General features: G+C 39.5%; 21 protein-coding genes. 8 read left to right on the top strand and 13 right to left on the bottom strand.

Annotated elements, in window-relative coordinates; genetic code table 11:
* Positions 1-494 precede the first annotated feature (494 nt).
* Positions 495-2,075, top strand: coding sequence for a BCCT family transporter (locus I6F41_RS10580; RefSeq protein WP_011328116.1), 1,581 nt, complete (start codon positions 495-497; stop codon positions 2,073-2,075).
* Positions 2,076-2,165: 90 nt separating this feature from the next.
* On the opposite strand, the gene I6F41_RS10585 is transcribed toward I6F41_RS10580, so the two are convergent.
* From I6F41_RS10585 to trhO, 3 genes are all read right to left on the bottom strand, one after another.
* Positions 2,166-2,876: a 3'-5' exonuclease gene (locus I6F41_RS10585; protein WP_011328115.1), complete on the bottom strand. Its 711-nt coding sequence runs from the start codon at positions 2,874-2,876 to the stop codon at positions 2,166-2,168.
* A 7-nt stretch (positions 2,877-2,883) separates the two neighbouring features.
* A complete protein-coding gene (locus I6F41_RS10590) occupies positions 2,884-4,779 on the bottom strand; it encodes a putative nucleotidyltransferase substrate binding domain-containing protein (protein WP_011328114.1) in 1,896 nt (631 codons plus the stop codon).
* Between the two features lie 157 nt (positions 4,780-4,936).
* Positions 4,937-5,944, bottom strand: coding sequence for an oxygen-dependent tRNA uridine(34) hydroxylase TrhO (gene trhO, locus I6F41_RS10595; protein WP_011328113.1), 1,008 nt, complete (start codon positions 5,942-5,944; stop codon positions 4,937-4,939).
* A 196-nt stretch (positions 5,945-6,140) separates the two neighbouring features.
* Between trhO and I6F41_RS10600 the strand changes: the two genes are divergently transcribed.
* Together I6F41_RS10600 and I6F41_RS10605 are read left to right on the top strand one after the other, a co-directional pair.
* Positions 6,141-7,463, top strand: a complete 1,323-nt coding sequence (locus I6F41_RS10600) for a DEAD/DEAH box helicase (RefSeq protein WP_011328112.1) — start codon at positions 6,141-6,143, stop codon at positions 7,461-7,463.
* Positions 7,464-7,465: 2 nt separating this feature from the next.
* On the top strand, positions 7,466-8,296 hold the full coding sequence (locus tag I6F41_RS10605; RefSeq protein ID WP_058373336.1) for a CvfB family protein: 831 nt from the start codon (positions 7,466-7,468) through the stop codon (positions 8,294-8,296).
* Between the two features lie 65 nt (positions 8,297-8,361).
* On the opposite strand, the gene I6F41_RS10610 is transcribed toward I6F41_RS10605, so the two are convergent.
* The 10 genes from I6F41_RS10610 to gyrA form a co-directional block, all read right to left on the bottom strand.
* Positions 8,362-8,736 carry a hypothetical protein gene (locus tag I6F41_RS10610; RefSeq protein ID WP_197108371.1) on the bottom strand — a complete coding sequence of 125 codons (375 nt, stop codon included), beginning with the start codon at positions 8,734-8,736 and terminating at the stop codon, positions 8,362-8,364.
* 93 nt (positions 8,737-8,829) lie between these two features.
* Positions 8,830-9,534, bottom strand: a complete 705-nt coding sequence (gene pyrF, locus I6F41_RS10615; protein ID WP_011328109.1) for an orotidine-5'-phosphate decarboxylase — start codon at positions 9,532-9,534, stop codon at positions 8,830-8,832.
* Between the two features lie 45 nt (positions 9,535-9,579).
* Positions 9,580-10,716, bottom strand: coding sequence for a lipopolysaccharide assembly protein LapB (lapB, locus tag I6F41_RS10620; protein ID WP_086996072.1), 1,137 nt, complete (start codon positions 10,714-10,716; stop codon positions 9,580-9,582).
* Positions 10,717-10,718: 2 nt separating this feature from the next.
* A complete protein-coding gene (locus I6F41_RS10625; RefSeq protein WP_086996069.1) occupies positions 10,719-11,000 on the bottom strand; it encodes a lipopolysaccharide assembly protein LapA domain-containing protein in 282 nt (93 codons plus the stop codon).
* A 22-nt stretch (positions 11,001-11,022) separates the two neighbouring features.
* Complete coding sequence (ihfB, locus tag I6F41_RS10630; protein WP_011328106.1) at positions 11,023-11,310, bottom strand: integration host factor subunit beta; 288 nt, start codon at positions 11,308-11,310, stop codon at positions 11,023-11,025.
* A gap of 63 nt (positions 11,311-11,373) precedes the next feature.
* Positions 11,374-13,041 (bottom strand): 30S ribosomal protein S1, encoded by a 1,668-nt coding sequence (gene rpsA, locus I6F41_RS10635; RefSeq protein ID WP_011328105.1) that lies wholly within the window; start codon positions 13,039-13,041, stop codon positions 11,374-11,376.
* Between the two features lie 95 nt (positions 13,042-13,136).
* A complete protein-coding gene (gene cmk / locus I6F41_RS10640; protein WP_011328104.1) occupies positions 13,137-13,847 on the bottom strand; it encodes a (d)CMP kinase in 711 nt (236 codons plus the stop codon).
* A gap of 105 nt (positions 13,848-13,952) precedes the next feature.
* A complete protein-coding gene (gene aroA, locus I6F41_RS10645; RefSeq protein WP_011328103.1) occupies positions 13,953-15,230 on the bottom strand; it encodes a 3-phosphoshikimate 1-carboxyvinyltransferase in 1,278 nt (425 codons plus the stop codon).
* Entirely contained in the window at positions 15,230-16,312 is a 1,083-nt protein-coding gene (serC, locus tag I6F41_RS10650) for a 3-phosphoserine/phosphohydroxythreonine transaminase (protein ID WP_011328102.1), read from the bottom strand. Before serC ends, aroA begins: the two co-directional genes overlap by 1 nt.
* A 324-nt stretch (positions 16,313-16,636) precedes the next feature.
* Complete coding sequence (gene gyrA / locus I6F41_RS10655) at positions 16,637-19,336, bottom strand: DNA topoisomerase (ATP-hydrolyzing) subunit A (RefSeq protein ID WP_011328101.1); 2,700 nt, start codon at positions 19,334-19,336, stop codon at positions 16,637-16,639.
* Between the two features lie 177 nt (positions 19,337-19,513).
* Here gyrA and ubiG point away from each other — a divergent pair, with 177 nt between their 5' ends.
* From ubiG to yfaE, 5 genes are all read left to right on the top strand, one after another.
* Positions 19,514-20,224: a bifunctional 2-polyprenyl-6-hydroxyphenol methylase/3-demethylubiquinol 3-O-methyltransferase UbiG gene (gene ubiG, locus I6F41_RS10660; RefSeq protein ID WP_086996055.1), complete on the top strand. Its 711-nt coding sequence runs from the start codon at positions 19,514-19,516 to the stop codon at positions 20,222-20,224.
* A complete protein-coding gene (locus tag I6F41_RS10665; RefSeq protein ID WP_182683310.1) occupies positions 20,224-20,904 on the top strand; it encodes an HAD family hydrolase in 681 nt (226 codons plus the stop codon). Before ubiG ends, I6F41_RS10665 begins: the two co-directional genes overlap by 1 nt.
* Positions 20,905-21,316: 412 nt before the next feature.
* The gene (nrdA, locus tag I6F41_RS10670) at positions 21,317-23,599 is read left to right on the top strand and encodes a class 1a ribonucleoside-diphosphate reductase subunit alpha (RefSeq protein WP_011328098.1); all 2,283 of its coding nucleotides are present in this window, start codon (positions 21,317-21,319) and stop codon (positions 23,597-23,599) included.
* A gap of 67 nt (positions 23,600-23,666) precedes the next feature.
* The gene (gene nrdB, locus I6F41_RS10675; protein ID WP_011328097.1) at positions 23,667-24,797 is read left to right on the top strand and encodes a class Ia ribonucleoside-diphosphate reductase subunit beta; all 1,131 of its coding nucleotides are present in this window, start codon (positions 23,667-23,669) and stop codon (positions 24,795-24,797) included.
* A complete protein-coding gene (gene yfaE, locus I6F41_RS10680; protein WP_011328096.1) occupies positions 24,797-25,066 on the top strand; it encodes a class I ribonucleotide reductase maintenance protein YfaE in 270 nt (89 codons plus the stop codon). The genes nrdB and yfaE overlap by 1 nt, the downstream gene beginning before the upstream one ends.
* Positions 25,067-25,344 lie beyond the last annotated feature (278 nt).

The raw sequence follows: 25,344 nt of genomic DNA on the forward strand, positions 1-25,344 counted from the left end.
TCGCAATTTACTCCTTTAACTACTTTACTGTTAAAATATAACCTAATGTTAAGTCATATACTAAGTATTCCTAGATTAAAGGGGCGTTTATATTAGGCACCTTTAATTAGCAGCTTATTAGTATTTACATACTCCGTGACAGTAATTATTTACCTATGTGTTTTTATAATTCTGATTTCGGATAATATGCGCTGATTTATAAGTGTTCTCGTATATGTATTAGTAAATAGTAAACTAATTTAACAAGTTAGAGAGTGTTTGTTTTTTATACTTAAAAGCAACAAATATCATCATTTTGACTATAATATCAGCAGTCTAAATACAAAATCATTTACATTTAGTATTTAACTCATACACTAGTAAAGTTAATGATCAAAAATCAGATTAGTTAGTCTTCTAATTATTTGTGTTTAAACTAATATAATTACAAGACTAATATAATTAATTACGACACTGGGTAACATCCAGGGTTAGAACAACAAATGAGGTATTGCATGAGCGAAGAGCATGACAAATATAGTATTGATAGTACGGACTATACCGTAGGTCAAGACAACGTACAAAAATGGGGGTTAGATATACATAACTCTGTTTTCGGCATAAGTGCTGGTCTGATTGTCATCTTTTTGATCGCTATTTTAGTTACCGATCCACAAACAGCTAAGTCTGCACTTGATAGTATAAAAACAGATATTATTAATAACTTTGACGCCTTATTTATGTGGGCTGCTAACTTTTTCGTTATTTTTTGTTTAGCACTTATTGTATCGCCTTACGGTAAAATACGTTTAGGGGGAGATGATGCAGTACCTACTCACTCTCGCCTTTCATGGTTAGCTATGTTATTTGCTGCAGGTATGGGTATTGGCTTAATGTTTTGGGGTGTTGCAGAACCGCTTGCTTATTATACTGGCTGGTTTGAAACACCTTTAAATGTAGCTCCTAATACACCAGAGGCAGCAAAACTAGCAATGGGCGCAACTATGTTCCATTGGGGTCTACATCCGTGGGCTATTTATGCAGTTGTCGCACTTTCACTTGCGTTCTTTACTTATAACAAAGGCTTACCACTGTCTATCCGTTCTATTTTTTATCCTATTTTAGGTGATAGAGCGTGGGGATGGCCTGGCCACCTTATCGACATTTTAGCTGTGCTTGCAACACTCTTTGGTCTTGCAACTTCACTAGGGCTAGGAGCACAACAAGCCTCTGCAGGTATAGATCATGTATTTGGTACCTCTGGCGGTGTTGGTTCACAAATTTTAGTTATTATTGGGGTTTCACTTTTAGCTATTATTTCGGTAGTTAGAGGGATTGATGGCGGAGTAAAAGTACTTAGTAATGCCAATATGTTAATTGCCTTGGTTTTACTTGTGTTTGTATTTTTAGTTGGCTTTGCTGTTGCTATAGGTAATGTTCCTACTACCATAATGGGCTATGTAGAAAATATTATTCCTTTAAGTAATCCCCATGGTCGTGAAGATGAAACCTGGATGCATGGCTGGACTGTATCGTACTGGGCGTGGTGGATTTCCTGGTCACCGTTTGTAGGTATGTTTATTGCGCGTGTTTCTCGTGGTCGTACTATACGTGAATTTTTAATTGCGGTATTACTAGTGCCTACTGCTGTTACTATTTTATGGATGTCTATATACGGCGGTATTGCTATTGATCAGGTGGTTAATAATGTAGGTGAGCTAGGTACTAACGGCCTTACTGAAGTACCACTTGCTATGTTCCAAATGTTTGATGCATTACCTTTGTCTAACATTTTATCGTTTGTAGCGATTATATTAGTATTGGTGTTTTTTATTACGTCATCGGATTCTGGTTCATTGGTAATTGATTCGATCACGGCTGGTGGCAAAATTGATGCACCTGTACCACAACGTATCTTTTGGGCTGTAACCCAAGGTGCGGTAGCTGCCGCACTACTTTGGATAGGTGGAACTGAAGCTATACAAGCGCTGCAAGCTGGCGCTATATCTGCCGGGTTACCTTTTACTATTGTATTGTTGTTTATGTGTTTAAGCTTACTCTTGGGCTTACGTACTGAGCCTCGTACTAAAAAGTAACCGTACTTATTGCCCTTACTGGTAATTATAAAAAGTACTAATAAAAACGCCGCAAATTATGCGGCGTTTTTTATAGCTATAAAATAAAGTTTATATCCACAAATCATCTATCGGCGTATCTAAGCGATAATGATGACTCAGCTGCGCTTGTAACAACTCAGCTGTGGCCAATGCATCGGTTAGGGCATTATGGTTATTATACGCAGGAAGTGAGTAGCGCTTACGACAATCATTTAATCGCAACGAGCCTATTTTAGAGTTAAATAACCGCCCTATTAAACCCTGGCGTGCTGTTAATGCTCTTTTTTCAATATCCATAGTGTCAACTAACGCAAACTCTATGCCTTCGTGCAGCCTAAGTAACAACGCATTATTTAAAAATGGCCGCTCAATTGCTGCATAATGTACCACCACGACTTTACCGCTTAGCGCGGCAAGCAAAGGCTCAATAATACGATTAAAGTCTGGTGCATCATCAACCTCTGAGTGCGTAATACCATGAATGATTATTGATTCTTCATGTAAGTTTCTGCGCGGTTGTACTACCCAATGGCGGCTGTGCTTGCAGTATATTCGCTGTAAGTTAAAAGGCACTAAACCCACACTCACTATGTCATCTGCTTCGCTATCTAAGCCGGTGGTTTCAAAATCCATCGCTACAAATGGCACATCAGCTATTGCTGCAGCAGGCTGATTAAAAGCCGATGCATAAAACTGCTGTAACAAGGCATTTTCACTGCTATTTGCTAATTGCTGATACCTAAGCGACCAGTCAACTATTGCTTGCTTTTGCTTGCTCATAGAAAAATCACTTCACATTTGTATTTGAAATAAAGCTAAATTTTAGATAGTTTTGCGCTTTTTCAAGAATCGCAAATGCCTCTTTTAAATTACGCTGCTCAAACGGTGAAAGTTGATGCGGATCTAAATTATTATCGGGCTCTTCACCTTGCTCTATTTGTAATGCTTGATGACGAATTCGCATCATAGCTATATACTCCAGCGCATCTCGTAAATCTTGTGCTTTACCCTCGGGTAAACTTTTTGCGGCAATTATATCCTCAAGGCGGTCAAACGAGTTTTGTTTGCGTGAACCAATCGCTAATGCATGCACCCGTATAACATCCGAAAGTGGTGCGGTACCACGGCGTTTTAAGTTCATTGAGTGCTTATGCTGGCCGTTATGCTCTAAAACAAAACCTTTGAAGAACCCAAGAGGCGGCGTTCGATTACGTGCATTAGCAGCCATATTTGCCAAAAACACCCTATTTGCTTTACTTTGTTTAGCAACAAAGACTTTGAGCTCATCGGCCCATTTTGTTTTACCCCAAACGCCGTCCAAATCAAAAAATATAGAGCTGTGTAATAACGTTTGTGGTTTTGGTTTTGCTATCCAATCTGCAAATTGCTCAAACCATTGAGAGCGAGTTTTACGCCACTTTTTAAATGACGCCATAATTTCGCCATCACAATAGGTGTAGCCGCATTGTGCTAAACCATCACAAACAAAATCAGCAATGTTTTGAAAGTACTCGTTATGTAACTCATCGTTGTAACTGTCATCTAAAATAAGCGCATTATCTTGATCCGTTACTATCAGTTGCTCATCGCGCGCCATGGAGCCTAAAGCAATAAAACAATAAGGCACGGGAGCTGGCCCATACTTTTCTTCAGCTAATATTAATAACCTTTGCTTAAAAGTACGGCCAATCACTGCCATGGCTGTACCAACCATATGAGAGTTTGCATCTTCGTTAACCATACGCACAAATACATTAGGTAACTGGCGGGCATAATGGGTTAAGTCTTCCACTGATTGCTGGGCCAAAATACCACGCACTAATAACAAGCTACTTTGCGACTCGTAACGTAAAATATCAGACAGTGATATTACCCCAATCGGCCTGCGTTTTTGCACTACCGGCAAATGATGCAGGCTGTCTCTTAACATAGCTAATACAGCTTCGAAAACGTAGGCATTAGCATCTAAAATCACTAAGTTAGTAGACATAATGTGCTGTGCTTGAGTGTCAAACGACAATCCTGGCGCAACCACTTTATTACGTAAATCTCGGTCGGTAATTATGCCAACTACTTGGCCATCATCCTCTTCCGGGTCGTCGTTAACGGGCTTATTTATATCTGTAACCAGTACTGATGAAACCGCTTCTTCACTCATTAATTTAGCAACATCTTGCACCGTAGAAGTGGTTAATACTGTCACTACATCGCGATGAATAAGCGACTTTACTTTTGCTGTCGTTAAATCGTTACTGTCGGCTTGCTCAACAATAGCTTGGTGCAAACGTACATTGCCATCGGTTTCAAAGTAATCAGCAAATGCATCAAACTCATCGCAATAACGATTAAACAGTTCAACATTAATGCAGTAAACCAATGTGTCTTCTAGTGCAGTGGCCGGAAAACGCACTTTGCGGTTCATCAATAGGCCCATTTGGCCAAATATTCCACCCACGGCTAAACGATTATAAAGCTCGCCATTACGGCGATACATTTCTACCGAGCCGCTTCTTATAACGTACAAGTCGGCAATATCTTGGCCTAACTGTAAAATCTCTGTTTGCGCTCTAAAGTATGCAACTTCAACTTGTTGCGCCAGCTCGTTAAGCGCTTTAATGGGTAAATCGTTAAAAGGGGGATGCTGTGCTAAAAACTGCGCTATTTCTATTTGTTCGGCTTGCATAGTTGCTTCCTACATAGCGATATTATGATGTGTTTTATACTAATTTAATGCAATTGGTATTACCTAAAGACTAACATTACCAATCTTAGGTTAAAACATATAGTGGATACAAAAAAAGAGTCAATAATGACTCTTTTTAAATTAATTTAATAAAATATTATTTACTACGTTGTGCTTGTTTTTTAGCGTTTTTAGCCTCTTTACGTTGCTGTAAAATAGCTTGTGCTTCATTACCAATGTGGCCTTCGCCACGCGCTTGTGCAAGCTCTATTTGCTTTTGTCGCTCAGCAAAACGTTCTCTCTGCTCATCGCTTACATTATCAATACAATGGTGACACGACACGCCTTCCATATATTCAGCTTTTAACTTTTCGTCTTCGGTGATCGGCATACGACACGCATGACATTGGTCATACGAGCCTTTTTGTAAGTCGTGATTAACCGCTACACGATTATCAAATACAAAACATTCGCCTTCCCACATGGTTTCATCTTTTGGTACTTCTTCAAGGTATTTTAAAATACCGCCTTCAAGATGGTACACTTCATCAAAGCCTTGCTCTTTCATATACGCTGTTGATTTTTCACAGCGGATACCGCCAGTACAAAACATAGCTACTTTTTTATGCTTGCTTGGATCAAGGTTTTCTTTAGCCCACTGCGGAAATTCACGGAATGTTTTGGTGTTAGGATCAACTGCGTTTTGAAAGGTACCTATTTCAATTTCGTAATCGTTGCGGGTATCTATAAGTATCACTTCTGGGTCTGAAATTAATGCGTTCCATTCATTTGGCTTAACATAACTACCCACTACTTTTAGCGGATCGATGCCCTCAACCCCCATAGTCACAATTTCTTTTTTTAGTTTTACTTTGGTGCGGTAAAATGGGCATTCGTCATCGTAAGATTCTTTAGTAACAATGTTATTAAGGCTTGGCTGTTGTTCAAGCCATTTAAGAAGATTATCTATGCCAGCACGTTTAGCTGAAACCGTACCATTAATACCCTCAGAGGCGATTAGTAAAGTACCGCGAACTTCATTTGCCTCCATTACATCTAGTAATGGTTTTCTAAGCGCTTCAAACTCAGGTAATGCTACAAATTTATACAGTGCACACACTATAAAGTGCTCGCTGGTTAAATTGTCTTTATGAACAGCCGTCATATTTATTCCTATTTTGCTTTTTAATATATACCGAATCGTAAATCCGGCGCATCTTGGGCGCGTATTTTACGCTTTTTGTGATTAAATGCAAAAATTAGCCTTATAATTTGCATTTTACTGTTAGCCATACGACTCTGTGGGCTATAATGCGCCGATAGAATTAAGATATAACTTGCTCATTTTGGAGAAACACACCTTGCACTTTACTGATCTTGGGATTGATAATCGCCTTGAAACACAACTAGCACATCAAGGGATCACCCAGCCTACCGACATTCAAGCACATGCAGTGCCTACAGCACTTGCAGGGCATGACATTTTCGCCCAGTCTAAAACAGGGTCAGGCAAAACCTTGGCGTTTTTATTACCCGCTGTTCAACGAGTAATGAAACAAAAAGCACTCAGTAAACGCGATCCTCGGGTACTTATTGTTGCTCCGACACGTGAGCTTGCTACGCAAGTATTTACACAACTGCGTTTATTAATCGCAGGTACAAACATTAAAGCCGTAAAAATACTCGGCGGCGAAAATTTTAATGACCAAATTAAAGCGCTTAGAAACGATCCGCAGTTTGTAGTTGCAACACCAGGTCGTCTAGCCGATCACCTTACAAAGCGTACGTTACAATTGAGCGGTCTTGAGCTGCTTATTTTTGATGAAGCAGACCGTATCCTAGATTTAGGCTTTACCGAACAACTTAAAATGATTAATGACTTGGCCGATCATCGCCTGCGCCAAACATTATTGTTTTCGGCTACACTAGATCATGCACAAGTAGATGCACTATCACGCAACTTATTAAAAAAGCCTAAGCAAATAATGCTCAGCGCTGCAAACGAGCAACACTCAGATATTAAACAAAGCTTATATCTTGCTGATCATCTTGATCATAAAGAAGCCTTACTTGAGCACTTTTTGAATCAAGACGATGTTGGCCAATGTATTATATTTACAGCTACCCGTGCAGATACCAGCCGTTTGAGCGAAGCGCTTTGCGCTAAAGGTTTTAAAGCACAGCCATTAGCAGGTGATTTAGCACAAAATAAGCGTCTCGATATTATGGATGCGTTTAGCCGTGAAAACTTCAAAATATTAATAACCACAGATGTTGCGTCACGTGGCTTAGATTTACTCAGTGTTACCCATGTTATAAATTTTGATTTACCTAAACACGCTGAAGAATATGTTCACCGAATTGGGCGAACAGGTCGAGCTGGTTTTAAAGGCAGCGCACTGTCGTTAGTAGGCCCTAAAGATTGGCCAAGTTATTTAGCAATTAAAGCATTCTTAAATGATGAATTAAAGTTTGATAGCGTTGATGGTTTAAAAGCTAAATTTAAAGGGATTAAAGAAAAGAAACCAGTTGCAGTTTTAGCCACAGAAAAAACAGTAGCAGCTAAAAAGCCAGTGTTTAAACGCAAAGCTAAGCCTAAAAAACCATCTGCACCCATTAAAGCCCCTATTAATATTGATGGCGATACTCCTATGCGCCGTAGAAAAAAGCCTGAACAGGAATAATTATGAGTTACCTTGGAACCACACAAACCTTATTTGTAAAAGAAGTTAGTAACGAAGGTGCTTACCTAGACGGCCACGATTTAGGCGAAGTATTTTTACCAAAACAAGAAATAAAACATGAGCTTGAAGCTGGAGATAGCATTAGCGTATTTATATTTTTAGATAATGCTAATTTACCTACAGCAACAATTAAAAAGCCTCATGCACAAGTAGGTGAATATGCCCTACTGCGTGTTAAAGAAATTAATAGTATTGGTGCCTTTTTAGATTGGGGCTTAGAAAAAGATGTACTAGCGCCGTTTAATGAGCAAAAACCGCGTATGCAAGAAGGTCATTCGTATTTAGTGCGTTTGTACTTAGACAATGCCAGTAAGCGTATTTGTGCATCAAATAACTTTAATCGTTTTTTATCTAAAGATGAGCCGCAATACACCCATTTACAAGAAGTCGATTTGATCATAGCAGGTAAAACTGACATTGGTTACAAAGTCCTTATTGAAGAATCTCACTTTGGTGTTATTTTTTACAATATGGTATTTAAAAGCTTATTTGTAGGGCAAAAACTAAAAGGCTTTATTCAAAAAGTGCGTGAAGATGGCAAAATTGACGTTGTATTAGAAAAACCAGGTATGGCTAAAGTTAGTAATCTTGGCGATGTTATAATGGAAAAGCTAAAAGAGGAAGGTGGCGTTATTGCTTTAGGTGATAAGTCTGATCCTGAAACAATTAAGAAAATATTTTCGACCAGTAAAGCTAATTATAAAAAGGCAATTGGTGGATTATTTAAACTAGGATTAATAGAAATTGAAGCGAAATCCATTCGCTTAAAATAACAATTTATTATTATGCGTTGAGTGTAGCCTAAGTGCTGCACTTAGCGCTTATAACTAACCTTTCACTACCCAATAATATATTTATACGGCAAAGTACATTGTGTATATTGCTTAGAGTAATTGAGCACTTCTTCTTTATTTTGCAAATTTAATGGCGCTAAACGAAATACTTTATCTTCACATTCTCGTTTAAGGCTATCATGGCTATCTACACATTCGTGTGAAGTTACATGCTGTTGACTTAACCTATCCTCATTTTTATAACAAAGGTGATAAGCGTAATTTTGCAATGTTTGTTTAAAATCGAATATATTTACGGGATATATAGCAACAATATCCGTAACTGTCGTTACTCCATCATACACTTTACTAGAAAAAACATATTTGTTTACTGAAAATCCAGCAACAATAATCACTATAGAACCTAACATTAGTCTCAAAATAAAACCCTTACTGCATTTTGATTTTATTAATGTAACATAAAACAAACATCTCGCAAGGGTTCTGGCAATAAAGTCTGAACTTTTGTTAAATTATTCTATAGATTTATTAACATCTGCCAAAACAGCAACAGGATTGTCTGCTTGAGTAATTGGACGTCCGATCACCAAGTAATCGCTGCCTGCATCTATAGCTTGTTTAGGAGTCATAATGCGTTTTTGATCGCCAGCATCACTCCCTACTGGGCGAATACCAGGCGTTACTAGCTTAAAGCCTGCGCCTAACTCTGCTTTTAATTGTTGTGCTTCTTGAGCAGAGCAAACAACACCATCAAGTCCTGCTTCTTTTGCCAGCTTCGCTAAATAAATAACTTGCTCTTGTGGTGTTTTTTCTACGCCTAAACGCTTTAACTCTGTCTCATCCATACTCGTTAGCACGGTAACAGCAATTAATAATGGGGCTTTATCGCCAAATGGAGCTAGTGCTTGTTTAGCTTTGCTCATCATCTCAAAACCACCACTTGCATGCACATTAACCATCCATACACCCATTTTTGCCGCCGCAGTCACTGCTTTTGCCACTGTGTTAGGAATATCATGAAATTTTAAATCTAAAAATACATCAAAACCTAAATCAATTAACTCTTTTACAAATGCAGGGCCAAAGTAAGTAAACATTTCTTTGCCTACTTTAAGGCGACATGAATCGGGTGATAGCTGTTTTACAAAGTCTAAAGCGGCTTGCTGATCATCGTAATCGAGTGCAATAAGAATTTTTTTTGATTTTTCGAAAGGCATAACTATCCTACTTTATAGCGAAAGTGTTATTTGAAAACTAAAAGATTAAAATCCGTCTAAGCCCTTGCTTGGTACAGTAGTTTCCCAATGCTTACAAGAAGGACAATTCCAATAAATTGTATAACTAGTAAAGCCACAATGCTGACATTGAAAGTCTGGTTTGGTGGCAATATAAGAAGTGACCAGTTTATCTATTTGGTCGAGCACCTCTTTAGTATTTTTATCTTGAGCGCCCATTAGTTGTAATAAAAAACTAAACCCGCGTATGGTTGGTTGGCGCTTTAAGCTATCAGTTAAAAACTCAAAAGCTTGCTCTGTATTACCTTGCTCTAACAAAGCTTGGCAATGTTGTATTTTTATTAGCACGCCACCTTTGTCGAGTAACTCACTGATCAGCTGATGAAATTGATGAGTTAAATTTAGATGCTTATAACAATGTGCTAATTTATCGACAAATAAAGGAGCAAAAAATGTAAATTGGCAAATTAATTCGCGCCAATAGTAAATTGCCTTTACGTAGTCTTCTTTAGTATATGCAGACAAACCAAGTTCATATAAAGGACGTATCGCTTTATGATTCAAACTAATGGCTTTGCGCATTAATGAGGGGTTATTATCACTTAACGCCAGCTCACAGTAAAAGTTAGCTATGGCTTTAAAGTGTTGTTCTTTTGAAAATAATTCACTATGCGCTTCAAACATATTAATCCCTTTTTGCCACTCTCGGGTTTGCGAATATAGAGTGATAATAGGATCTAATGCTTCACTGTGGTCCATTTTAACAAGCCAAACTAAATGCTCTTCGGCACTATCTAATAGCCCAGCCATAACATAATCTTCTGCTAATTCTAAACGACTAGCAGCAGCTTGTTGCTCATTAAGGCTTGGATGTTTTAAAAGGAGTTCGTGAATTTTTATTGCGCGGTCTAGCTCGCCTCTACGGCGAAACATAGTTGCAAGCGTTGAATAATGTTCAACCGAGTCAGCTGCAACTTCTAGTAAATTAATTAAATGTTCAAGGCCTTGATCTTCTTCCCTGTCGAGTAAAAACTTTAAGCCTTTACTATATTCAGAGGTGATCTGCCGATTAAATTGATGAGCTTGATTTTTAGCACTGTTTTTTCCCATTATCCAGCCGTAACCGGCAGCCACAGGAAGTAGTAAAAATAACAGCTCAATCATAATTATGAGTCTTTATCAGCAGCAGGCTTTTTTTTACTTTGTTCAGGTGCTAACTGTTTTTTTAAACGATAATTTTGCCACTTAAGTTGTGAAAATAATTTAAAGCTTACAAAACAACCAATTACAACACCTAATAAAAAGCAAATACTTATTATAACGGCTAAAGGCAATGTATTGCTGGCTATAATATAGTTTATTTGTACTAATTGTGGATTTTGAGAACCCAATACAAATGCACTGATCAAGCAAAGTGCAACCAGAATAATTTTTAATACCTTAAACAAGTACCCTACTCCAATAAGTTAACTAGGCAATGCTCTCGTTTACACGATCACGTAATTCTTTACCTGGTTTAAAATGTGGTACATGTTTACCATCTAGCTCTACTGTTTCGCCAGTCTTAGGGTTACGACCGGTACGTGGAGCGCGATAATGCAAAGAAAAACTACCAAAACCTCTGATCTCAATACGATCTGAAGAAGATAATGAGCCGGCCATTTGTTCAAGAATTTCTTTTACTGCATTTTCAACATCTTTCACTGGAACGTGTGCGTGTTGCTGTGCAAGTGTTTCTATCAGTTCTGACTTAGTCATAGCATTTCCTTAAAAGAAATAATGGAAGGGCATAAACTGCCCTTCCAATTAAAGACTGATTAATTAGTCTTTTTGTGCATTTGCGAAAGCAGCAGCCATTGCGTTTTCAAACACTGGCTCGTCTTTCTTAAGCTTTTCTATTACTTCTTTCTCTTCAGCTTCGAAAAGAGCTTTAACAGATAAGCTTAAAGTGCGGTTCTTGCGATCAACACCAACATATTTAACTTCAATTTCGTCGCCTACAGAAACAACAGTAGTTGCATCTTCAACGCGCTCTTGAGCGATATCAGCTACACGGATGTAACCTTCAACGCCTTCGATAAGTTCAATAGTTGCGCCTTTAGCATCAACTTCAGTCACTTTACCTTTAACAATAGCACCTTTTTTGTTTGCATCAAGGTAGTTATTGAATGGGTCAGCTTCGATTTGCTTAACACCTAGAGAGATACGTTCGCGCTCTGGGTCAACTTGCAATACGATAGCAGTGATTTCGTCGCCTTTCTTGAATTCACGTACAGCGTCTTCGCCAGGTGTATTCCAAGAAATGTCTGAAAGGTGTACAAGACCATCAATACCACCGTCAAGACCGATAAAGATACCGAAGTCAGTGATTGATTTGATCTTACCAGTAACTTGGTCGCCTTTGTTTTGTAGACGAGCAAATTCCTGCCAAGGATTAGCAATACATTGCTTAAGACCAAGAGAAATACGACGACGTTCTTCGTCGATTTCAAGAACCATAACTTCAACGCTGTCGCCAAGGCTAACAACTTTTGAAGGATGGATGTTCTTGTTAGTCCAATCCATTTCAGAAACGTGAACTAAACCTTCAACGCCTTCTTCGATTTCCACGAAACAGCCGTAATCTGTAAGGTTAGTAACACGACCAGAAAGTTTAGAACCTTCTGGGTAACGACCAGCGATAGCTGCCCATGGATCTTCGCCAAGCTGTTTAAGGCCTAGAGATACACGAGTTTTATCTTTGTCGAATTTAAGAACTTTAACTGCGATTTCGTCGCCAACATTAACGATTTCTGAAGGGTGCTTAACACGCTTCCACGCCATATCAGTAATGTGTAGTAGACCATCAACACCACCAAGGTCAACGAATGCACCGTAGTCAGTAAGGTTCTTAACGATACCTTTAACTTCTTGGCCTTCAACAAGGTTAGCAAGAAGCTCTTCACGTTCTTGTGAGTTTTCAGATTCGATAACTGCACGACGTGAAACAACAACGTTGTTACGTTTTTGATCAAGCTTGATTACTTTAAATTCAAGCTCTTTGCCTTCAAGGTGAGTTGTGTCACGTACTGGACGAACATCAACAAGTGAACCAGGTAGGAAAGCACGGATTGAATCAACTTCAACTGTGAAACCGCCTTTAACTTTACCGTTGATAACACCAGTAACAGTTTCTTGCTCTTCACATGCTTTCTCAAGACGGATCCACGCTTCGTGACGCTTCGCTTTCTCACGAGAAAGGATAGTTTCACCGAAACCGTCTTCAATTGCATCTAGTGCAACATCTACTTCGTCGCCAACAGCAACTTCAAGTTCACCAGCAGCATTTTTGAACTGCTCAGCAGGGATAGCACTTTCTGATTTAAGACCAGCATCTACAAGTACAATGTTGTTCTCGATTGAGATTACTGTACCTTTAACGATAGAGCCTTGCTCTGCTTCAAAACCCTTTAAGCTTTCTTCAAATAACTGCGCAAAATTTTCTGACATACGAATATACGTCTCTATATATTATACCAATAAGCAACCATGCTGCATGGGGTTGTTAAAATAGCACTGGCATCCTGCTGGTGCATAAAATGTGTTTAGCTTCGTTTAGGAAGCCGACCTTCAGAGATAGCCGTATCCAATAAAGTTAATACCTTATCATATACTTGCTGTGCATTAAGCTCGCTAGTATCAAGCTCAATAGCATCCTCTGCAGGCACAAGTGGCGCAACGGCACGATTCATATCGCGATCATCACGCTCTTGAATGTCTTTTAATAGACCACTCAGTGTAACATTAAGACCGCGAGCATTCAACTCAACAAAACGTCGTTTGGCGCGTTCTTGTGCACTGGCGGTTAAAAATATTTTTAGCGGTGCATCTTTAAAAACCACAGTACCCATATCACGACCATCAGCAATTAGACCTCGTTCAGTTCTAAATGCGCGTTGGCGACGTAATAACGCTTCGCGTACGCGAGGTAGTGCTGCTACTTTTGATGCTGCAGCCCCTACTTCTTCGTTACGGATTGTAGTGGTTACATCCTCACCTTCTAAAACAACCTTTGCTGCATTAGTTTGACTATCTACCAAAAACTGCACATCTAAGTTAGCAGCTAAGGGAACTAATGCATCTTCGTTATCTAATGCGATTTGATGGTGAAGTGCCGCTAGAGATAAAACGCGGTAAATTGCGCCACTATCAAGTACATCCCATCCCAACTTTTCGGCTAACAAGCGACAAACAGTTCCCTTACCTGAACCACTTGGGCCATCTACGGTGATCACGGGCATTAATAACGCCTGCATTTAAACCTCCTACAATGCACACCTAAGTAAACCGCAATATTATACGTCAGTTATTTAAATAGATCGCTATTAGTGTGTAACTTTTTATTAATTAACATCAAAAACCTACTCACTAACTGATGCTAATACATTGAAAAATGTCGGAAATGTTTTATAAGTACACTTAGGATCATTAATCGTGATTGGCTTTCCACCTACGGCAACCATAGCAAAACACATGGCAATGCGATGGTCATCGTAAGTATCAATTGCTACATCGTTAAAGTGTTTCGGGGGAGTGATTTCTATAAAATCGTGCCCTTCTACAACTTCTGCGCCCACTTTTCTGAGCTCAGTTGCCATAGCGTGTAGTCGATCGGTTTCTTTTACGCGCCAATTATAAATATTACGAATAGCCGTTGGCCCTTTAGCGAACAGAGCCACAGTGGCTAATGTCATTGCTGCATCAGGTATGGCATTTGCGTCAATATCAACACCGTTTAATTGGCCTTTACGAACAACTAAACGCTCATCATACCAATCTATTTTAGCGCCCACTTGTTCCATTACTTTAGCAAAGCCAATATCGCCTTGCACCGATTTAGCACCGACACCTTTAATTTCAATTTCGCCACCGGCAATTGCAGCTGCAGCTACAAAGTAAGATGCAGAAGACGCATCGCCTTCAACCATAATACGTTCAAGTGACTGGTACTGTTGACCACCTTTTACGGTAAAAGTTGCATAATTACTATGCTCAACTTCTATTCCAAAGCGTGCCATTACATCAAGGGTAATATCAATGTAGGGTTTAGATACTAAAGTGCCTTTAATCGTTATTTTGGTATCACCATTAAACAGTGGTGCAGCCATTAGTAATGCAGTTAAAAATTGACTTGATATACTGCCGTCAATTGCAACTTCACCACCGTTAATTTGCCCACCTATAATTTTAAGCGGTGGGTAATCTTTATTTTTGCTGTAAGTAATATCACCGCCAAGTGCTTGCAGCGCATCGACTAAATGCCCTATTGGGCGCTCTTCCATGCGTGGCTCGCCAATCAGTTCGTACTCACCTGCAACCGCAGCAAGTACAGCGGTTAAAGGACGGTAAGCTGTGCCTGCATTACCTAAAAACAAAGGCTCTCTGGGGGTTTTAAATACCCCACCAACACCTTGTACTGTAGCAACTGTTCGCTCTTGGTTTAAACTAACGTTAACACCTAATAATTGTAACGCGCCCAACATATGGCGTATATCGTCGCTATCAAGTAAGTTTTCAACAACAGTAGTGCCATTTGCTAATGCCGCTAATAACAATATACGGTTTGATAAGCTTTTTGAACCCGGCAGAGTGACGCTGCCATTAACACGCGAAATAGGTTCTAAGCGTAATTGTTCCATTAGCTATTTTCCTTTGCAAAAGCAGCCATAAAATCAACAAGCGCTTGCACGCCCTCAAGTGGCATTGCGTTGTAAATACTGGCGCGCATTCCACCTACAATTCTATGGCCTTCGAGTGCTAGCAAGCCTGCTTCGTTTGATTGAGCAACAAACTTACTGTTTAAGCTTTCATCATTTAACCAAAAAGGGACGTTCATACGCGAGCGACTATGCTTAGCTACTTTATTAGAATAAAAATCAGAATTATCGATAAAATTATAAAGTAGTTCAGCTTTTGCAATATTTTGTGCTTCCATGGCTTTTACACCACCATTTTGCTCAAGCCATTGGAATACTTCAGCCGCTAAATACCATGCAAATGTTGGTGGCGTATTAAACATACTGCCCTGCTTGGCCTCTAGTGCATAATCTAAAATACCTGGTTTAGGAAGCCCTTCACGTGCTAGTAATGTTTTACGTACGATAACGATTGCAATGCCCGAAGGACCTATATTTTTTTGTGCGCCAGCGTAAATTAAATCAAATTGATTAACGTCAATTTCACGCGATAAAATAGTTGACGACATATCTGCGATAATTGGCGCTGTTGGATGACTCGGTACATCAAAAATCTCTAAGCCATCAACGGTTTCGTTAGGGCAATAGTGAATGTACGACGCATCTGCAGGCAACTGCCAGTCAGCCACTGCTTTAATCGAAAATTGACCATCGGTATCGTTACGAACATCGATAGCGGTAGTTTGGGTAAACTTATTTGCTTCATCCGTTGCACTTTTTGACCATACGCCGTTTTCGCAGTAAACCGCTGATTTATTTTCCTGATGTAAATTTAATGGCACAGCACTAAATTGACCGCGACCGCCACCATGCATAAACAGCACTTCAAATTCATCGCTAATATTCATTAAACGACGCAGGCTCGCTTCACATTTTTTAGTGAGCGCTAAAAACTCTTTACTACGGTGACTCATTTCCATCACCGATACACCCAAACCTTGCCAATCTATAAATTCTTGTTGTGCTTTTTTCATTACTGCTGGCGGTAACATGGCCGGCCCCGCACAAAAATTATACTTACTCATTACCTTTTCCTCATTCCAGTAATTAAAAAATTATACACCCGATTACCATTCAATCAGGTTATACACATTAAATTAAAGCTGTGATCATTAAGTGGGCTATAGCCTCACTCATAGTATTAAAGCCTTCATTACCTATAAAGCTGCATTAATGCAGCAAACAGAGCAATATAAAACAATTACTGAGAACAACTATATATATAAATTAACGTCTTGCAATTGAGTCTTTTTGCTATTGTAAAAATTATTTTATTGCGCAGTATTATTAATATTAATTTTATTCAACACCATTAAAAAAAGCGGCCAAGGCCGCTTTTTTAATCTCAATTATTCTGAAGGAGGATTATCATCCGCTACTTCATCAATAACCGTATCAACTGTTTCGACGTCTTCGATATCAATTAAGTCACTTTCGGTAACTTCAATCTCTTCTATACGTTGTAAACCAACTACTTGCTCTTCGTCAATAGTTCTGATCAAAATAACACCTTGCGTGTTACGTCCAACCGTAGAAACTTCATTAACGCGAGTTCGTACTAAGGTACCACGATTTGAAATAATCATTATTTCATCGTTATCGTCAACTTGTACAGCACCTACAACCGCACCATTACGCTCACTTACTTTAATAGACACTACACCTTGAGTCGCACGACTCTTCGCTGGGTAGTCTTCAAGTAAAGTACGTTTACCGTAGCCGTTTTCAGTCACGGTTAAAATAGCACCATCTGTTTTAGGCACAATTAACGATACTACGCGTTGTCCTTCAGGCATTTTAATACCACGAACACCTGTAGCTGTACGACCCATAGGACGAACACCTTTGAAGCGAATCTCAGGGTTACCTTCTTCGTCTAGTACTGGGTTACCGTTTTCATCAACAACCGTTGTTTCTTCTGCTTCTTTAAAGCGTACTACTTTACCTGCATCGGTAAACAACATAATTTCGTTGCTGCCATCGGTAACATCAACACCAATTAGGCTATCGCCTTCATTTAGGTTAACCGCAATAATACCGCTTGCACGTTGACGACTGTATGCCGTTAGTGGTGTTTTCTTCACTGTACCAAATGCGGTTGCCATAAAGATGTATTTATCTTCTGCATACTCGCGTACTGGCAATATAGCGGTAATACGTTCATCTGCCTCAAGTGGCAATAAGTTAACAATTGGTTTGCCGCGCGCTGCACGACTTGCAAGTGGTAACTGATACACTTTAAGCCAATATAAACGACCAGCCGTTGAGAAACACAATATAGTATCGTGCGTATTAGCAACTAATAAACGTTCAATGAAATCTTCATCTTTCATCTTCGTTGCCGATTTACCTTTACCACCACGACGCTGCGCTTCGTAATCAGACAGAGCCTGATACTTAACATAACCTTCGTGAGAAAGCGTTACTACTACGTTTTCTTCGGTAATTAAATCTTCAAGGCTGATATCGTGTGCTGCGGCATTTATTTCAGTACGACGCTCATCACCATATTGCGCTTTAATTTCAACTAACTCATCGCGAATAACTTCCATTAAACGCTCTGGTGTTGCCAAAATATGTAAAAGCTCAGCAATTAAATCTAATAACGATTGGTATTCAGTTAGAATCTTTTCGTGTTCTAAACCCGTTAGCTTATGTAAGCGTAAATCTAGGATTGCTTGAGCTTGTTGCTCAGAAATAAAGTATTGACCATCGCGAATACCTAACTCAGCAGCTAACCAATCTGGGCGGGCAACGTTGTCTTCGCCTGCTTTATCAAGCATGGCTTTTACGTTACCTAATTCCCACGAACGCGCTGTTAAAGCAACTTTTGCTTCAGCAGGTGTTGGTGAATTACGAATAAGCTCAATAATTGGGTCGATGTTTGCCAGTGCAATTGCTAAACCTTCTAGCATATGTGCACGGTCACGCGCTTTGCGTAAATCAAAAACAGTACGACGAGTTACTACTTCACGGCGGTGAATAATAAACTCTTCAAGCATTTCTTTTAAATTAAAGCACTTAGGCTGGTTGTTAATTAACGCAACCATATTCATACCAAACACAGTTTGTAACTGCGTTTGCGCATATAAATTATTTAAAATAACTTCGCCTACGTCACCACGTTTAATCTCAATAACGATACGCATACCGTCTTTATCTGATTCATCACGTAGTGCACTAATACCTTCAATTTTTTTATCTTTAACCAGCTCGGCAATTTTTTCAATTAGGCGCGCTTTGTTAACTTGATAAGGTATTTCGTGAACAATGATAGTTTCACGATGCGTTTTTTCATCTACTTCTATTTCAGCGCGGGCACGCATGTACACTTTACCACGGCCAGTTAAATAGGCTTGCTCTATGCCTTTTTTACCGTTGATAATTGCAGCAGTTGGAAAATCTGGGCCCGGGATATAATCCATTAACTCTAAAATAGATAATTCAGGGTTTTGAATGAGTGCTAAACAGCCATTTACCACTTCAGTTAAGTTATGAGGTGGAATGTTTGTTGCCATACCTACCGCAATACCCGATGAACCGTTTACTAATAAGTTAGGAACTCTGGTTGGTAAAACGTCAGGGATTTGCTCAGTGCCGTCGTAGTTAGGAACGAAATCAACCGTTTCTTTTTCAAGATCGGCTAATAATTCATGCGACATTTTTGCCATACGTACTTCTGTATAACGCATTGCCGCTGCTGAATCACCATCAACCGAACCGAAGTTACCTTGACCATCTACTAGCATATAACGCAGTGAGAATGGCTGTGCCATACGTACTATAGTGTCGTAAACAGCACTATCGCCGTGTGGGTGGTATTTACCGATTACGTCACCGACAACACGTGCCGATTTTTTGTAAGGCTTGTTCCAATCATTACTAAGCTCGTTCATTGCAAACAAAACGCGGCGGTGAACAGGTTTTAAGCCATCACGCACGTCTGGTAATGCACGTCCTACAATTACGCTCATTGCGTAATCTAAGTAGGAGTTTTTTAACTCGTCTTCAATATTGACTGGCAGAATGCCATGGGCGAGATCAGTCATTGATATCACATTCCTTCAGTATCAGCTCTTAAACACCCACTATTAGGTATCAAGAGAATTTGTTATTATTGCTAAAGAAACATGCTACCACAATTTATTTAGATTTACAGGCGCAAAACTTTGCGATTTACCAATTTAGCCCTATATAATGCCCCCAGATTGACGAGGAAGTATTTTATGACCGAACATCAAAATGTAGATCACGCAGAAATTGCAAAATTTGAGGCCATCGCAGAGCGGTGGTGGGATTTAGACGGGGAATTTAAACCGCTTCACGAAATAAACCCCTTACGTTTAGACTTTATAGCTAATAAAACTGGCGGTTTATTTGACAAAGAAACACTAGATGTAGGTTGTGGCGGCGGTATTTTAAGCCAGAGCATGGCGCGCATGGGGGCAAAGGTAACTGGAATAGATATGGGGCAAGAGCCTTTAACTGTTGCCAAATTACACAGCCTAGAGACAGGCGTACATGTAGAGTATATTAAAGTACCTGCTGAACAATATGCATCCGAGCACCCTGCTCGCTTTGATGTAGTAACCTGTATGGAAATGCTGGAGCATGTACCCGATCCGGCTTCTATTATTCATGCTGTTGCAGAGCTTGCAAAACCCGGCGCTGATGTGTTTTTTTCAACACTTAATAAAACCCCTAAAGCCTATTTGTACGCCATTATTGGTGCAGAAAAGCTATTAAAAATGGTGCCTGAAGGCACTCACGATCACAAAAAGTTTATTAAACCAGCACAGTTAATTGCCTGGGCTGAACAAGCGGGTTTAAAAGTGCGCGCCAGTGCTGGGTTATCTTATAATCCATTATCTAAGCAGTACTCGCTTAATACCGACGTAAGCGTAAATTATATTCTGCATTTTGAGAAGTTAGCGTAATGGTCAGCTCTCAATCAACGTCACCTACTATAGAGTACGATGCTTTTTTATTTGACTTAGATGGCACTTTACTCGATACCGCTGATGACTTAGGTGCAGCTTTAAATACCGTACTGCGTTCGCAGCAATTAGATACAGTAAGTCGTGAGGTATATCGCGCTGCAGCATCTAATGGCGCAGCAGCCTTGTTAGAGGTCGGTTTTAAAGATAAATGGGGTGAGCAACCGCAAGCACAACTCGTTAAGCAATTAATTGATGCCTACGCGGCTAACATAGCCAAACACACCACGTGCTTTGCTGGTATTGAGCCACTACTTATCGAACTGGAGCGAAAAAACATCAAATGGGGGATCATGACTAACAAACCCGGATTTTTAACCGACCCTTTAGTGGCCGCGATCCCTGCTTTAAAAAATGCCTGCGTGGTTATCAGTGGCGATACTTTAGCTGAAGCTAAACCTTCGCCTTTACCTTTACTACATTGTGCCAAGCTAATGGGCGTTGCACCAAATCGTTGCTTGTACATTGGCGATGCTTTGCGTGACATTCAAGCAGGTAAAGCGGCAGGTATGCACACCGCAACCGCACTTTGGGGTTACGTGCCTAACTTAACCGAAGTTTTGAGCTGGCAGGCCGATTTTAATTGGCAAAGCCCTATTGAAGGTTTTAACCATATATAGTGCTATGTTAATTATTAAACACTATATATTGTGATTGTGTTAGTTTTCACACAAAGCCTGCTGATAAAAAAAGCAGTCAAAATATATTTTTAAAAAGCGTAAATTTAGTAGATCCTTAGTTGATTTTTGTAAATTTCAACTTAACCGAATGTTCGAAGGTTAATGCTTACTAACACAAATGTGTTATCCCGACGTTATCCACAATTAGGGGCAATTCTGTCCCTTGCAAAACAACGCGGACCACACTATCTTGTGATCTCTAATTTGAACAACACCAGATATTGTGGCTAAATGTTATTCAATAAAATCGCCTGAATTGGTGTAAACAATAATAAATGAATAGATACTCTGTTATTTTGGAGTATTAATCATTGGTCAAAATACTTAATTTCCAAGGAATACAGGCAAAACTATGAACCAACAGTTATCTGTAAGCAAACGTGACGGCCGTAAAGAGCCACTTGATCTTGACAAGATCCATCGCGTTATTGAATGGGCCGCCGAAGGGTTAAATAACGTTTCGGTTTCGCAAGTTGAATTAAAATCACACATTCAATTTTACGACGGTATTCGTACTAAAGATATTCACGAAACCATCATTAAAGCTGCAGCCGATCAGATTTCAAAAGAATCTCCTGATTATCAGTATTTGTCAGCACGTTTAGCTGTATTCCATTTACGTAAAAAAGCGTATGGCCAATTTGAGCCACCACGTTTATTTGATCATGTAACAAAAATGGTTGGCGACAAACGCTACGACGCTCACCTACTGGTAGATTACACCGAGCAAGAGCTTGACGAATTAGACGAATACCTAGATCACAGCCGTGACCTTAACTTTAGTTATGCTGCGGTTAAACAGCTTGAAGGTAAATACTTAGTTCAAAACCGTGTAACCGGTGAGATTTATGAAAGCGCGCAGTTTTTATATATTTTAGTCGCAGCTAGCTTGTTTGCTGACTACCCTCGCGATACACGTATTGCGTATATAAAACGTTTTTACGATGCGATTTCATTGTTTAAAATTTCACTGCCTACGCCAATTATGGCAGGTGTTCGTACGCCAACACGCCAGTTTAGCTCGTGTGTATTAATAGAGTGTGGCGACAGCCTTGATTCAATTAACGCCACCTCGTCTGCAATTGTTAAATACGTATCGCAACGTGCCGGCATTGGCATTAACGCAGGTCGCATTCGTGCACTGGGTAGCCATATTCGCAATGGCGAAGCGTACCATACGGGTTGTATTCCTTTTTATAAGCACTTTCAAACAGCGGTTAAAAGCTGTTCGCAAGGCGGTGTACGTGGCGGCGCAGCAACCTTGTTCTACCCGCTTTGGCATTTAGAAGTAGAAAACTTGTTAGTACTTAAAAATAACCGCGGGGTTGATGACAACCGCGTGCGTCATTTAGATTACGGCGTACAGTTTAATAAACTAATGTACTCGCGTTTAATTAAAGACGACTACATTACCTTGTTTAGCCCCTCTGATGTGCCAGGCCTTTACGATGCATTTTTTGAAGACCAAGACGAGTTTGACGCGCTTTACGTAAAATACGAACAAGACGAATCAATTCGTAAAAAACGCATTAAAGCTATTGAACTGTTCTCAATGTTTGCGCAAGAACGTGCAAGTACCGGTCGTATTTACTTACAAAACGTTGACCACTGTAATACGCACAGCCCGTTCATTGCTAAAGTGGCACCTATTCGCCAATCTAATTTATGTTTAGAAATTGCATTACCAACTAAGCCGTTGGATAACGTAAACGACGAAGAAGGCGAAATTGCGCTATGTACACTCTCTGCATTTAACTTAGGGGCTATTGAGTCACTAGATGAACTTGAAGAATTGGCTGAGCTTGCTGTACGCGCTTTAGATAACTTACTTGATTTTCAAGACTACCCAGTACCGGCTGCAAAAAATGCCACTATGGGTCGTCGTACTCTAGGAATAGGCGTAATTAACTACGCATACTACCTAGCTAAAAACGGTAAGCGTTATTCAGATGGCAGCGCAAATGCACTAACGCACAAAACATTTGAAGCGATTCAATACTACTTAATGAAAGCATCAAACGAGCTTGCTAAAGAGCGTGGTGCATGTCCTAAGTTTAACGAAACAACCTACTCTCAAGGTATAATGCCAACAGATACGTACAAGCGAGATCTTGACAAAATTTGTGATGAGCCACTACACCTTGATTGGGATGCATTACGTGCCAGCATTAAAGAGCACGGTATGCGTAACTCAACAGTAAGTGCGCTAATGCCATCAGAAACATCGTCGCAAATTTCTAACGCAACAAACGGTATTGAGCCACCACGTGGTCATATTAGCGTTAAAGCAAGTAAAGACGGTATTTTAAAGCAAGTTGTACCTGAATATGAACGTTTAAAAGATAACTACGAGTTACTGTGGGATATTCCTTCAAACGATGGTTACTTACAACTTGTGGGTATAATGCAAAAATTTATTGACCAGTCTATTTCGGCCAATACAAATTATGATCCTGGTAAGTTTGAAGGCGGTCGCGTACCGATGAAAGTCTTATTAAAAGATTTGCTTAGCGCCTACAAATTGGGTGTTAAAACCTTGTACTATCACAATACCCGCGATGGTGCATCTGATGCACAAGAAGATACACCGGATCTTGAAGATGATGATTGCGCAGGCGGCGCGTGTAAAATTTAATTTTTGAGTTTTTATTTTAAGCGGGCACTAAGCCCGCTTTATTCTGATAGTTTTTTGAGTGATAAACATGTCTTATACTACCTTTAGTCGTAAACATAATAACCAAATGGAAGAGCCAATGTTTTTTGGCCAAACCGTTAACGTATCTCGTTATGATCAACAAAAATACCCTATTTTTGAAAAACTAATTGAAAAGCAGCTTTCGTTTTTTTGGCGCCCAGAAGAAGTAGACGTAAGCAAAGACCGCTTAGACTTTCAAGCATTACCTGATCATGAAAAGCATATATTTTTAAGTAACTTAAAATATCAAACATTGCTTGATAGCGTACAAGGGCGTTCACCAAACGTGGCCCTACTACCTATTGTATCGCTACCAGAGTTAGAAACATGGATAGAAACGTGGGCGTTTAGTGAAACGATTCATAGCCGCTCGTACACGCATATTATTCGTAATGTTACCCAAGCACCTGAACTTATTTTTGATGACATAGTTAGCAATGATAAAATTAGTGAACGTGCCGATGCGGTAACAAAATACTACGATGATTTAATTAACTCAGTGTCGCTTTACAATTTATACGGTGAAGGCAAACACGAGATTAACGGTAAATCTGTTGTTGTTAATTTATTTGAGCTGAAAAAGAAACTTTACCTGGCAATGATGTCGGTAAATATTTTAGAAGCGATTCGTTTTTATGTCAGCTTTGCCTGCTCGTTTGCGTTTGCTGAGCGTGAATTGATGGAAGGTAACGCTAAAATAATCAAGCTTATTGCCCGCGATGAAGCGCTACATTTATCTGGCACTCAGCATATTTTAAATATTATGCAAGACGGTAAAGACGATCCAGAAATGGCGATTGTTGCCGCGCAGTGCCGCGACGAAGCAATTAAAATGTTTGTGGACGCTGCAGAGCAAGAAAAAGAATGGGCCGAGTACTTATTCAAAGATGGCTCAATGATTGGCTTAAATAAACACATTTTATGTCAGTACGTTGAATACATTACCAACGCTCGAATGACAGCCATTGGTTTTCCTGCACAGTTTAAAAACAACAGTAATCCTATCCCATGGATAAACTCTTGGTTGGTGTCAGATAACGTGCAAGTAGCACCACAAGAAGCTGAAATTAGCTCCTACCTTGTTGGTCAAATAGACTCGCAAGTTGATGCCTCTGAATTTGGTGACTTTGATTTATAATGACTGATCGACCTACTGCAAGCATTACGCTTGCAGATAACAGCCAGTGCATAGAATTTAGCACTGGCTGCCCTTCTGTTTTACACTGCCTAGAATCTCAACAGATAGAAGTGGCCTTTCAATGCCGCGAAGGCTATTGCGGTGCCTGCAGAGCGACTTTAGTGTCAGGTAAAGTTGATTATAATGAAGAGCCTCTAGCGTTTGTACGCGACGGCGAAATACTGCTGTGCTGCTGCAAACCTAATGGCGACATACATATTAAACTTTAACTTCAACTTCATTTAAACCAAACAGTCTAAAAATCACTCTCTAATCAGTTTTAAGTACTTTTAAACCACTTAGTTTAAAAGTACTTTTTAGCCCTTTATAAAAAGCATATTCATAAACTAAATTAACTAACCTTTATAAATCCTTAATAATCAAAGTCTTGAAGATTTCCTTGCTAATTAATTACTAAAATCGATAAGGTTATACTATAACATCATTGAACCGTCGCTTTTGTAGTGTTATATTATATCACAACATAACAACCACGAACTTAAAGACT

The sequence above is a fragment of the Pseudoalteromonas sp. SCQQ13 genome, assembly GCF_015864415.1.
Lineage (GTDB): Bacteria > Pseudomonadota > Gammaproteobacteria > Enterobacterales > Alteromonadaceae > Pseudoalteromonas > Pseudoalteromonas nigrifaciens.